The sequence below is a fragment of the Planctomycetota bacterium genome, from assembly GCA_039182125.1.
In the GTDB taxonomy this organism is placed as follows: Bacteria; Planctomycetota; Phycisphaerae; order Tepidisphaerales; family Tepidisphaeraceae; genus JBCDCH01.
In genome coordinates, this window is the sequence record JBCDCH010000002.1 from 76,818 (window position 1) to 89,909 (window position 13,092).

Here is a 13,092-nt window from a genome sequence, read left to right on the forward strand (position 1 = left end):
GACGAATGACGAGTTCCCGAATGACGAATGAAATCCGAAAGCCGAATGACGAAGCTCGCAAGCAAACTCGTCATTCGGCTTTCGGATTTCATTCGTCATTCGCCGTTTCGGATTTCGTCATTACCCTCTGGCCATGCACAAGATCGTTCTCATCCCTGGCGACGGGATCGGGCCGGAAGTGACCGGGGCGGCTTGCCGGGTCATCGACGCGGCGGGTACGAAGACCGGCGTGAACATCGACTGGATCAAGTGCCCCGCCGGTGCGGAGGCGTTGCAGCAGGGACACGATGATGTGCTGCCGCAGGTGACGCTCGACGCGATCGCCGAGCACAAGGTCGCGCTCAAGGGCCCGGTCACCACGCCGATCGGCAAGGGGTTCACGTCGGTCAACGTGCAACTGCGCAAGAAGCTGAACCTCTACGGGGCGGTCCGACCCGTGCGGAACCTCTCGGGTGTGAAGACACGCTTCACCGACGTGGACCTCGTCATCGTCCGCGAGAACACCGAAGGTTTGTATAGCGGCATCGAGAACGAGATCGTCAGCACCCCCGGCGCGAGCGTGGTGACGAGTTTGAAGATCGCATCGGAAGCCGCCAGCCGACGCATCGCGAAGTTCGCCTTCGAGTACGCCCGGGAACGCGAGCGCAAGCGCGTGACGGTCTTTCACAAGGCCAACATCATGAAGCTCTCGGACGGGCTGTTCATTCGTTGTAGTGCCGAGGTCGCCAAGGCGTATCCCGACATTGCTTACGACGAACGCATCATCGACGCCGGTTGCATGAAGCTGGTGCAGGACCCGAACCAGTTCGACGTGCTGCTGCTCGAGAACCTTTACGGCGACGTGATCAGCGACCTTTGCGCGGGGCTGGTCGGCGGGCTGGGCGTGGTGCCGGGGAGCAACATCGGCGACGAGGTTGCCGTCTTCGAGGCGGTCCACGGCTCGGCCCCCGACATCGCCGGCCAAGGCGTGGCCAACCCACTCGCGGTGCTCATGTCTGGCGTCATGATGCTCAACCACCTCGGCGAGACCGACGCCAACGCCAAACAAGCCGCCGAGAAGATCAAGCACGCTTACAACGCCGTCCTCGACGAGCACACGACCGTCACCCGCGATCTGGGCGGTACGGCAAGCACCGCCGCCTTCACTGACGCACTGATCCAACGGCTGTAGCCCTGGTCTGTTTGCTGATGCCGCAACCCACGCAATAACTCTTGCGATTTTCGCGCGGCCTGCCTACACATGTGGACCAACCGCACGGACCCTCGGACCTACTCACCAATGTCTAATCCTCGCCACGCCGCCCTTAAAGCCATCGCAGACCAACAGTCCGACTGGGACCGCCTCGACTTCGAGGGCAACCACGTCAAGGACCTGTTCGGGAACAACGTCTTCAACACCGAGCAACAGCGCCAACGCCTGCCCAAGGAGGCCTTCAAGGCCCTGCAGCAGACGATCCAGTACGCCACCCCGCTGCCCATGGAGCACGCCAACGTCATCGCTACCGCGATGAAGGACTGGGCGATGGACATGGGCGCGACGCACTACACACACATGTTTCAGCCCATGACCGGGCTGACCGCCGAGAAGCACGACAGCTTCCTCTCCCCCGGTGAGGGCGGCCGTGCCATCGCCGACTTCTCCGGCAAAGAACTCATCAAGGGCGAGCCCGACGCGTCGTCGTTCCCCTCCGGCGGCCTGCGTGCGACCTTCGAAGCGCGTGGCTACACCGCCTGGGACCCGACGAGCCCCGCGTTCGTCATGCACAACCCCAACGGCGCGACGCTGGTCATCCCGACCGCGTTCCTTTCCTACACCGGCGAGGCCCTGGACAAGAAGACGCCGTTGCTCAAGAGCATGGCCGCACTGGACGTGCAGGTCCGCCGTGTGTTGAAACTCTTCGGCAAGGACCCGCAGCGCGTGACCACGACCGTCGGTGCCGAGCAGGAATACTTCCTCGTCGACAAGCAGTTCTACGTGCTGCGTCCGGACCTCGTGAACTGCGGCCGAACGCTCATCGGTACTGAGCCGCCGAAGGGCCACGAGCTCGACGACCACTACTTCGGTGCGATCCCCGAGCGTGTGCTGGCTTACATGTCGGAAGTCGAGGCCGAACTGTTCGCTCTAGGCGTGCCGGTCAAGACACGTCACAACGAGGTAGCCCCCGGCCAGTACGAGATCGCCCCGATCTTCGAGAACACCAACGTCGCGACCGACCACCAGATGCTCATCATGCAGCTGCTGCGGCGTACCGCCGACAAGTACGGCTTGGTCTGCCTGATCCACGAGAAGCCCTTCGCCGGCGTCAACGGCAGCGGCAAGCACAACAACTGGTCCATGGGCACCTCCGACGGTGAGAACCTGATGGACCCCGGCGACAACCCGCACGACAACGCCCAGTTCCTCGTGCTCTGTGCGGCCGTCATCCACTCGGTCTACAAGCACGGCGACGCCCTCCGCATGGCGATCGCTTCCGCCGCCAACGACCACCGCCTTGGTGCCAACGAAGCTCCGCCGGCGATCATGAGCGTCTACCTCGGCGATCAGCTCACCGACGTCTTCGAGCAGATCGAGGGCGGCAGTGCCAAGAGCAGCAAGCAAGGTGGCCTGTTCCAGACGGGCGTCGACATCCTCCCCGAGCTACCCAAGGAAGCCGGCGACCGCAACCGCACCTCGCCGTTCGCCTTCATCGGCAACCGCTTCGAGTTCCGTGCGGTAGGTTCCAGCGCCAACATCGCCGGGCCCAACACCGTCATCAACTGCATGGTTGCTGAGGCGATGGGCATGATGGCCGACAAGCTCGAAGCCGCGACCAAAGGCGGCACCGATCTCAACGAAGCCATCCAGTCGCTGCTGAGCGAGGTCATCAAGGAAGCCAAGCCCGTTCTGTTCAACGGCGACAACTACTCCGAGGACTGGCACAAGGAAGCCGAATCGCGCGGCCTGCCGAACTTCAAGAAAACCACCGACGCCCTGCCGGTGCTCAAGAACGAGAAGACCCGCAAGATGCTCGCGCCGGCCTACACCGGGCCCGAGGTCGACTCGCGGCTCAACATCCTCTCCGAGGCCTACGCTGCCCAGCTCGACATCGAGGCCGACACCATCGCGCTGATGGCCAAGACGCACGTCCTGCCTGCCGCCCACCGTCACCTTGGGCAACTCGTCGACTCCATCACCGATCAAAAGGCGATCGGCATCGACGCTCCGGCCGGCCTTGACACTGCCAAGGCACTGAGCAAAACCGTCGCGGACCTTGAGGTTGCCGTCACGAAGCTAGACAGCGAACTCGCCGAGGCGAAGGCGTTCGATGGCGAGCCGCTCGACCACGCCACGCACTACACCAAGGCGATCATCCCCGCCATGGACGCGGTGCGGGCGTTGGCCGACAGCCTCGAAACCGTCGTCGCCGACGATCTCTGGCCGCTGCCGACCTACCGCGAGATGCTGTTCCTCCGGTAAGTGCGTCAGACATCCGAACCAAGAAAGCCCCACGCTCCCGGAGCGTGGGGCTTTCTTTTCGCATGAATGCCCATGGCTTTGGCCGCGGGTCCGTACCCTCCCAGGTGCAGCAATCGCGCACCATCCTCCACTCCGGCGGCCCGGTCACCCGCTGGTCACGCTACACCTACATCCTCGGCGATCCCGTCGACGAAATCCAAGGCACCCTCGCCGACCTGCCATCCCTCGGCAACGAGCCCGCCGACGAAGACGCCCCACCCTTCACCGGCGGCTGGGTCGGCCACATCAGCTACGACGCCGGCCGCGCCCTCGAGCCCGACAAGCTCACCGCCGCCCCGCCCGACGACCTGGGCATCCCGCACATCCATTTCACACGCCACACCGACCTGCTCGTCCACGACCGACTCCAAGATCGCTGGACCACCATCGGCGCCCCCCGACTCGAGCCGGGCCTGTTCACTTCAGTGAACAGGGCCGAACCCCGACAAACCTTCGCCCGAGCACGGTTCGAGTCTTCCGTCCAACGCGTCATCGACTACATCGCCGCCGGCGACATCTTCCAGGCCAACCTCTCCCAGCGCTTCTCCATTCCCTGGCGTGAACCGCCGCACGTCCTCTTCGAGCGCCTGATCGAACGCAACCCCGCGTGGTATGGCGCGCTGCTCGACCGGGGCGACTACGCGCTGGTCTCCAACAGCCCCGAACTGTACCTCCAACTCGACCCGACCGGCCGCGTCGTCACCCGACCGATCAAAGGCACCCGCCCCGCCGGCACCGATCCCGACGAGCTGCTCGCCTCGGCCAAGGACGCCGCCGAGCTGAACATGATCGTCGACCTCGAGCGCAACGACCTCGGCCGCGTGTGTGAACTCGGCAGCGTGCGCGTCTCAGAGCCGCGCCACATCGAGGACCACGGCAACGTCCTCCACGGCGTCGCCACGATCGAGGGCAAGCTGCGTGATGACGCTACCCTCGCCGACGTCATCGCCGCCACCTTTCCCGGCGGCTCCATCACCGGCGCGCCCAAGGTCCGCGCCATGCAAATCCTCGACGAACTCGAACCGGTCCAGCGCGGCCCCTACTGCGGCGCGATCGGCTTCATCTCCGACACCGGCCACGCCACCTTCAACATCGCCATCCGCACGATCGTCCTCGCCGGTTACGGAGAGGAAGCCTGGGCCCACGTTAACGTCGGCGGCGGCATCGTCGCCGACTCCGACCCCGCCGACGAGTACGAAGAAACACTCGTGAAAGCGCGTGCCATGTTCGACGCGCTTGGATTTGAGATTTGAAATCTGAGATTTGAGATCTCAAATGGGCCCATGCCCGAAGTTTGGCTCAACGGCGACTTCATCCCCGACGACGACGCGACCGTCAGCATCCATGATGGAGGTCTGCTCCATGCCATCGGCGTCTTTACGACAATGCGCGCCGTCGACAGCAAGGTCGAGCGCCTGCCGCAACACCTGCAACGCGTCCGACACGACGCCGACGCGCTGGGCGTACCGGTCACGTTCGACGATGACGCTTTGACCGCAGCGGTCGGCCAACTGCTCGAACGCAACGGCCTCACCGACTCCCGCCTGCGTCTGACCTTCACCCGCGGCGTCGCCGAGACCGGCCCGGCGACCGGTGCGTCCAAGCCGACCGCCTTCATAACCGCGACCGAGTTCGCGCCTTACCCCGACGACTTCTACGACCGCGGCATGACGGTCAAGCTCGTCGACGATCAAAAGGTGAATCCCTACGACCCGCAGGCCGGCCACAAGACGCTCAACTACGCCAGCCGATTTGCCGCCCTGCGCAACGCCGCCCGGGCCGGTTGCGGCGAGGCGTTGCTGTTCAACGTCCACAACTTTCTCTCCTCCGCCTGCGTCGCCAACGTGTTCGTCGTGAAGGACAACACGCTGCTCACCCCGCCGACCAACGCCGACCTGGGGGACGAGGCCATCAAGGACAAATGTCCTTATCCGAAGTCGGCGGTCTTGCCGGGCACGACGCGCGGCGCGGTGCTACACCTCGCCGAGGCCGCCGGCATCCAGACGATCCGTGCCGGCATCGACGTGAACTTCCTGCTCGAAGCCGACGAGGTGTTTATCACCAACAGCGCGATGGGTGTGATGCCCGTGACCAAGCTCGAAGCCAAGGACCTGGGTGAGGTCGGCCCGATCACCCGCCAACTCCGGGAGGCCCTCGATGAAAGTCGCTGATCTGGTTGCCACGATGGAGACGATCGCCCCGACCCGCTTCGCCGAGTCGTGGGACAACGTCGGCCTGCTCGTGGGCGACCCGGACGCCACGGCGACCACCGTCGGCCTGTGCATCGACTACACGCCCGCCGTTGCCAACGAATTTGCCGAACGCGGCGTGGACTTCGTGATTACCTATCACCCCCCGATCTTCAAGTCGCTCAAACGGCTGTCGCCCGGGACGATTTTCGACGCCATCCGTCGCGGCGTGGCGATCTACTCCCCGCACACCGCGCTCGACGTCGCGGCCGGCGGGACCAACGACGTCCTCGCCGACGCCGTTGGCATAACCGCCGAGCGCCGGCCCATCCGACCCAGCAAAGTCGCCGACTGCGTCAAGCTTGTTACCTTTGTCCCCGAAGCGAACGTCGACGCCGTGAGCGATGCCGTCTGCGCTGTTGGCGCAGGGACGATCGGCGCTTACGACCATTGCACGTTCCGCACCCCCGGCACCGGCACCTTCTGCGGCGGCGAAGGCACCGACCCCGCCATCGGCCGGCCCGGCAAGCTCGAGACGACCCCGGAGATCCGCCTCGAAACCATCGTCCCCGAAGCACGAATCTCCGCCGTGGTCGCGGCGTTGCGGGACGCCCACCCTTACGAAGAACCCGCCTTCGACCTGCTCCGCATGGCCGACCTCCCAAGCAACATCGGCCTCGGTCGCATCGGTGAGCTATCCGAGCCCACGCCGATCGACACCGTCCTCGATCGCATCAAGACCCACCTCGGCATCGACCACCTCCTGCTCGCCGGCGACAACATCCGCACCATCGAAACCGTAGCGGTCCTCGCCGGCAGCGGTGGTGACATCGTCCACGACCTCGCGGGCAAGTGCGACCTCTACGTCACCGGCGAGCTCAAGCACCATGATGCGCTGCCCGCCCTGACCCAGCGTCCCGCCATCGTCTGCACGCTCCACTCCAACAGCGAACGCAAGACCCTCGCCGTCGTCGCCGAGCGCTTGCGTGAGATGCTTCACGTCGAAACGGTGCTGGTCGACGAAGACAGAGATCCGTTCGCGATCGTGTGACCGATCCGTATCATCGGGACATGCCATCTTTGTTGCTTGCCGTGCTGCTCCTGGCTCCGCCGTCGAACGCCGCGACCGAGCCGGTCGTCGGGCTCAAGCAGGCCGACCCGGCCGTTCACGCGCTCACCAACGCGACAATCCACGTCCGTCCCGGCGAGGTACTCGAAGATGCGACGCTCATCGTCCGCGATGGCGTGATCGAAGCGGTCGGCGATGTCGACGTCCCCGACGATGCACAAGTCTGGGATGCAACCGGCAAGACGATCTACGCCGGCTTCATCGACGCTCACATGCCGACCAAGACGACACTCCCCAAGTCGACCGTCGGTTACTGGAACGACAACATCCGCCCGCAGGTAAGCGTCGCCACTTCCTGGTCGTTCAACGAAAAGACCGCCGAGCAGTGGCGGGCGCAGGGCATCGTCCTGCAGATCGCGACGCCGACCGATGGCCTGATCCACGGCACCTCCGCCGCCGTGCCCACAGGCGGCGACGACCCGCTCCCGTTGACCGGCGCGACCGCGCTGCACGCCAAGCTCCGCCCCGGCGGCTCGTGGCGTGACCGCACCTATCCCAACTCGCCGATGGGCGCGTTCGCCCTTATCCGCCAGGCGTTCTACGACGCCCAGTGGCAGGAACGCACCAACGACGCCCCCCGAAACGACGCACTGGCCGCACTGATCGAGCATCGGGAACTGCCTGTCGTCGTCGCCGCACCCAACGAGCTGCACACGTATCGCGGTCGAGCACTCGGCGAGGAGTTTGACTTGGACGTCATGCTGCTGGGTAGCGGTCGGTCGTATCTCGCGGCGGAGACGCTCGGCGAAACGCCGGTCATCGTGCCGTTGAACTTCCGCAAGCCGCCGGACGTCTCGTCGCCGGCCTTGGCGTCGTTGGCGTCGCTGCGGGAGCTCATGCTTTGGGATCTCGCCCCAGAGAACCCGGCCCGCCTCGCCGCGGCCGACGTGCCGATCCTGTTCACGGCCCACGGGCTGGACAAGCCGAAGATGTTCCTCCCGGCAGTGCGCAAGGCAGTATCTCGCGGCCTCTCCGCCGAGGACGCACTCGCCGCCCTAACCACCGAGCCGGCCGAGCGGTTCGGCCTCGACAGCCACGGCACGCTCGAAGCGGGAATGGCCGCGAGCTTCGTCGTGTTCAACGGCGATGCGTTCGACAACGCGAAGCTGACCGACACATGGGTCGCCGGCCAACGCTACGCCATCGTGGCGGATAAAGCTTTCGAGCCGAGCGGACGCTGGGCGTTCGACATCGGCGGCGATGCGCTGTTCGTGCAGATCGACGAGAAGATGAAGGGCAACGCGATGGTGTTTGGCCGCAGGTTGATCGCGTTTCCGTTGAAGAACATTGCCGCAGAGTCGCGAAACCTGCGCTTCACGCTGCCGCTGGCCGACGATTCCGTTGCCACCGCGAGCGTCACGGTCATCGGCAACGACGCCACCGGCACGGCCCTGTTCCCCGACGGCCGCACCGTCGCGATCCGCGGCAACCGCCTCGGCGATCTCGAACCGAGCGAAGCGGACGATGCCGAAGACGAACCCCGCATGGCCAGCTACGAGCCGCAGTATCCGCTGGGGGCGTATGGCAGGGACGAGCTTCCACCACAAGCAGGGACTCACATCATCGGTGCCACCGTGTGGACAATGACCGATGATGACGAACCAACCACATCGGTGGTCAAAGTCCGCGATGGTCGCATCGCCAGTCTGATGACGGTCGAAGACTACCGGGACGAAGTGCAGTTCGTTCCAGGCATCGAAGAAGTCGAAGCCACCAGCTACCACCTCACCCCCGGCCTCATCGACGCTCACTCCCACATTGCCACCGACGGCGGCATCAACGAGTCCGGCCAGGCGATCACCTGCGAAGTCCGCATTGCCGACTTCCTCGATCCGACCGACATCGCCATCTACCGCCAACTGGCCGGCGGCACCACGACCGCCAACGTCCTGCACGGCAGTGCCAACCCCATCGGCGGACAGAACGCGGTGATCAAGTTCCGCTGGGGCGTGACCGACCCCGACGACCTGCTCATGACCGAAGCTCCGCAAGGCGTGAAGTTCGCGCTCGGTGAAAACGTCAAGCAGTCCAACTGGGGCGACGACGCGACGACCCGCTACCCGCAAACGCGCATGGGCGTGGTCGAGATCATGGAGGACGCCCTGCGTCGTGGTGCCGCTTATGCCGAGGATGACGACCCCGACAAGCGGATCGACCTCGAGCTTGAAGCACTCGCCGAGGTCATCGCCGGCGATCGGCTCATCCATTGTCACAGCTATCGCCAGGACGAGATCCTCGCGCTGCTGCGAACGCTGGAGTCGATGGACATTCGCATCGGCACGCTCCAGCACATCCTCGAAGGCTACAAGGTCGCCGAGGAGATCGCCGCCCACGGCGCGGGGGCGAGCAGCTTCAGCGACTGGTGGGCGTTCAAGTTCGAGGTATACGACGCGATCCCGTACAACGCCGCGCTCATGCATCGGGCCGGCATCGTCGTGAGCCTCAACAGCGACGACAGCGAGCTCGGTCGCCGGCTCAACACCGAAGCGGCCAAGGCCGTCAAGTACGGCGGCGTCTCCGAGGTCGAAGCGCTCAAGATGGTCACGATCAACCCCGCCATCCAGCTCGGCATCGACGAGCACACCGGCAGCATCGAAGTCGGCAAGAACGCGGACCTGGTCCTCTGGGATGGCCACCCGCTCGACAGCCGCAGTCGACCGATCAAGGTCTGGGTCGATGGCCGATTGATGTGGGACCGCGAGACCGACGCCGCCGAGCGCGAACGGATTGCCGAGATGCGAGCCACGCTCATTCAGAAGGTCCTCGCCAGCGGCGAGCAACCCGCCGACCCCGGCTCCGAACAGCCCGGCGAAACGCTCTACCCCGACCACGACATCTTCTGCCACGGCGACCACGGCCACGAACACGGGCACGGGCACAGTCATGGGCAGGGCCACGACCACGGTCATGAAGGCCACGAACACTAACCCGTCATCCCGAGCGCAGCCGAGGGATCTAGCTTCGGTTGCCCAGCGTTTCATTCAGCCGCCGGACTTTCGAAGCTAGATCCTTCGACTTCGCTCAGGATGACTTGCAGTTGAAACGTCTCGCACGCAACTTCATCAAGCACCACTGGAAGCGCACGTTCGAGCTTGGCCAACGGCTCGGCGTCGACGTGCTGCCACGACACTTCTACGCCAACACCCCCGACTTCCGCGAGCTGCGCAGAAGCGACGACTGGCGGCGGCCGTACGACATGGTCGGCGTCGCCGGGGCCGATCTCGACGGACAGGTCGAGCGCTTGCGAAGCTGGGGCGACCACGACCCCGGCGACGTCTGGCAAGACGCCTGCGACGACAACGGCGAACCCGGCTATGTGCAGACCGACGCCGACGCGCTTTGGAACTTTCTCGCGCACCACCGCCCGAGCCAAGTCACCCAGATCGGCTGCGGCGTGAGCACGGCATTGATGCTGCGTTGTGCCGAGCGGTTCGGGTTCGACTGTGCGATCACATGCATCGAGCCGTACCCGACGGACTTTCTCAAGACCGCCGCAGCGGACGGGCGGATCACGCTCATCGCCGAGAAGGCCGAGGCCGTCGACGCCGAGCGGATCGCCGACGTTCCGAGCGGCGGCTTGTTGTTCATCGACTCGACCCACGCGAGCCGGCCGAATTCCGACGTACACCACCTGCAACTGCGCGTCATCCCGCGCCTGCGGCCGGGGGTACACATCCATGTGCACGACATGCAGTTCCCCTACGACTTCGGCCCGAACATTCTCGGCCCGGGCGACCTGTTCTTCGGTGCCGAAGCCGTGCTTCTGCACGCACTGCTCGTCGACAATGCGAAGCTCGCGATCGACGTGAGCATGAGCGCGTTGCACCACGGTCGGCCCGACGTACTCCGCGAACTGCTGCCCCACTACGACCTCCCGCCGACCGACCGAGGCCTCAACCCGCCCGAGGCTTTCGGCCTCAGCCCTTCCGCCTGCTACCTCGTCACCAAGGAACCGTCATGAAGTACCTGCTCTGTCTCACGCTCCTGCTTTACGTGGCAATGTCGGACCAGATTCCCGGCAAGCCGCAGACCGCGCCGATCGCGTTGACCAATGCGACGGTCCACACCGTCAGCGGCGACGTGCTCGAAGGCGCGACGCTCGTCTTCGACGAAGGCGTCATCACCGCGATCAACGGCGAGATTCCCGAAGGCACCGAGGTCATCGACGCGACCGGCAAACACGTCTACCCGGGCCTGTTCGAGGGTGCGACGGACCTGGGCCTGTTCGAAATCAACGCGGTGCGCGCCACGCGCGACCAGGCGGAGGTCGGCTCGTTCAACCCGAACGTCCGGGCAGAGGTCGCGGTCAACCCCGACAGCGAACTCATCCCCACCACGCGGGCCAACGGCATTCTGCTGTGCGTGACCATGCCGAGCAGCGGCGTGGTCAGCGGACAGGCCGCCGTGCTGCAGCTCGATGGCTGGACATACGAGGACCTCACGATCAAGAGCGGCGCGGGCATGGTCGTGAACTGGCCGAACATGCGGCCTAACCGCGCATGGTGGGTCGAAGAGTCCGCCGAGGAGCAACGCAAGCAGCGCGAGAAAGCACTACGCGAACTCGAAGACGCGGTGCGTCTGGCCAAGGCCTATGGCAAGTCCGACGGGCAGCACGACGTTCGTTGGGAAGCGATGCAGCCGGTGATCGCGGGCGAGATGCCGCTGCTGGTGCGGGCGAATGACGCGCTGCAGATCGAAGCGGCCGTGGCATTCGCGGCGACGCACGAGCTGAAGCTCATCATCATCGGTGGCCGGGATGCGTTGCAATGCGCGGCGTTGCTCAAGACGCACGACGTGCCGGTGGTGCTCGATGGCATTCACCGCAACCCGAGTCGGCGTGACGCGGCGGTCGATGAACCGTTCACGCTGCCGGCACGGTTGCGCGACGCCGGAATCAAGTTCGCGATCAGCAGCAATCGCCGGGCGAGCTTTGATCGGAATCTTCCCTACCACGCGGCGACGGCCCAGGCGTTCGGGCTCACGGCCAACGAGGCCCTCGCGTCGATCACGCTCTGGCCGGCGGAGATCTTCGGCGTCGGCGAGCGCGTGGGCTCCCTCGAGGTCGGCAAGGCCGCGACGTTGTTCATCGCCGACGGCGACATTCTCGCCGTGCCGACGCAGGTCGAACGGGCGTGGATCAACGGCGCCGAAGTCGACCTGACCAGCCGGCACACAATGCTCAACGACAAGTACGAGCAGCGGCTGGAGCGCAAGTCAGACTAACCGGCCCTTGGGCGGGTCGATGACCGTGTTTTTCGCGACCGTCATCGTGTCGACGATGTTGAGAAACTCATGGGGGAATCCGAGCGGTTGCGCGGTCGCCTCGTCGAGTTTCTGTATCTGCTTATCGGACAGATCAACCGTGACCGCGTCGAGATTGTCCTCAAGGTGGTGAACCTTGCGGGCACCGACGATCGGCGAGACAACGGCGGGCTGATGCAGCAGCCACGAGAGTGCGACCTGAGCCGGCGACTTGCCGATCTCCTTCGCGACCTCGACGACGGCTTTTGCGGCACTGACGGCGTGATCGTTGACGTACTTGCCGTCCATGCGGTCGGGGTTGTCCTTAATCCGACCGCCCTCGCCGTCTTCTTCGAGGTACTTGCCAGTGAGCACGCCCTGCCCGAGCGGGCTCCAGGGCGTCACGCCCAGATCGAAGTCGATCGCCATCGGGATCAGGTCCCGCTCCACCGTCCGCTCGACCAGCGAGTACTCGATCTGCAACGCGATGAACGGCGACCACCCGCGGAGCAGTGCGATCGTGTTCGCCTCGGCGACCTTCCACGCGGGGCAGTCGCTGATGCCGACGTAGAGGATCTTGCCCTGCTTCACCAAGTCGTCGAGGGCGCGCATGGTCTCGTCGATCGGGGTTCGGCCGTCGTAGGCGTGGACCCAATAGAGGTCGATGTAATCGGTGCCGAGGCGTTGGAGTGAGGCTTCAACGGCTTGCCGCATGTGCTTGCGGTGGTTGCCAGCCGAGTTCGCGTCGCCGCCCTGCATGTTGAAGGTGTACTTCGTGGCAAGGACGAACTGATCGCGGCGGTCGCCCATGAACTTACCAACGTACTTCTCAGACGTGCCGTTGGTGTAGATGTCGGCGGTGTCGATGAAGTTGCCGCCGCGGTCGACGTATGCGTCGAAGACTTTGCGGCTGTCTTCCTCGGGCGCACCGATCGGCCAGTCGGTCCCGAAGGTCATCGTGCCGAGACACAACGGGGAAACACGCAGGCCAGACCGGCCGAGCAAACGGTAATGATCAAGTTGAGTGGGCATGCTAT

At 64.9% G+C, this 13,092-nt stretch carries 9 protein-coding genes; 8 read left to right on the forward strand and 1 reads right to left on the reverse strand.

Annotated features, from left to right (window positions below):
• Positions 1-133: 133 nt before the first annotated feature.
• From AAGD32_00910 to AAGD32_00945, 8 genes are all read left to right on the forward strand, one after another.
• Positions 134-1,171 carry an isocitrate/isopropylmalate dehydrogenase family protein gene (locus AAGD32_00910; protein ID MEM8872791.1) on the forward strand — a complete coding sequence of 346 codons (1,038 nt, stop codon included), beginning with the start codon at positions 134-136 and terminating at the stop codon, positions 1,169-1,171.
• A gap of 108 nt (positions 1,172-1,279) precedes the next feature.
• A complete protein-coding gene (locus AAGD32_00915; protein MEM8872792.1) occupies positions 1,280-3,457 on the forward strand; it encodes a glutamine synthetase III in 2,178 nt (725 codons plus the stop codon).
• Between the two features lie 104 nt (positions 3,458-3,561).
• Complete coding sequence (locus AAGD32_00920; protein ID MEM8872793.1) at positions 3,562-4,749, forward strand: anthranilate synthase component I family protein; 1,188 nt, start codon at positions 3,562-3,564, stop codon at positions 4,747-4,749.
• A gap of 30 nt (positions 4,750-4,779) precedes the next feature.
• Positions 4,780-5,667 carry an aminotransferase class IV gene (locus AAGD32_00925; GenBank protein MEM8872794.1) on the forward strand — a complete coding sequence of 296 codons (888 nt, stop codon included), beginning with the start codon at positions 4,780-4,782 and terminating at the stop codon, positions 5,665-5,667.
• A complete protein-coding gene (locus AAGD32_00930; protein ID MEM8872795.1) occupies positions 5,654-6,736 on the forward strand; it encodes a Nif3-like dinuclear metal center hexameric protein in 1,083 nt (360 codons plus the stop codon). The genes AAGD32_00925 and AAGD32_00930 overlap by 14 nt, the downstream gene beginning before the upstream one ends.
• A gap of 20 nt (positions 6,737-6,756) precedes the next feature.
• Positions 6,757-9,741, forward strand: coding sequence for an amidohydrolase family protein (locus tag AAGD32_00935; protein ID MEM8872796.1), 2,985 nt, complete (start codon positions 6,757-6,759; stop codon positions 9,739-9,741).
• A gap of 104 nt (positions 9,742-9,845) precedes the next feature.
• Positions 9,846-10,775: a class I SAM-dependent methyltransferase gene (locus AAGD32_00940; GenBank protein ID MEM8872797.1), complete on the forward strand. Its 930-nt coding sequence runs from the start codon at positions 9,846-9,848 to the stop codon at positions 10,773-10,775.
• The gene (locus tag AAGD32_00945) at positions 10,772-12,037 is read left to right on the forward strand and encodes an amidohydrolase family protein (GenBank protein MEM8872798.1); all 1,266 of its coding nucleotides are present in this window, start codon (positions 10,772-10,774) and stop codon (positions 12,035-12,037) included. The genes AAGD32_00940 and AAGD32_00945 overlap by 4 nt, the downstream gene beginning before the upstream one ends.
• On the opposite strand, the gene AAGD32_00950 is transcribed toward AAGD32_00945, so the two are convergent.
• Complete coding sequence (locus AAGD32_00950) at positions 12,029-13,087, reverse strand: aldo/keto reductase (protein MEM8872799.1); 1,059 nt, start codon at positions 13,085-13,087, stop codon at positions 12,029-12,031. The two genes, AAGD32_00945 and AAGD32_00950, sit on opposite strands and share 9 nt — an antisense overlap.
• Positions 13,088-13,092: the final 5 nt, after the last annotated feature.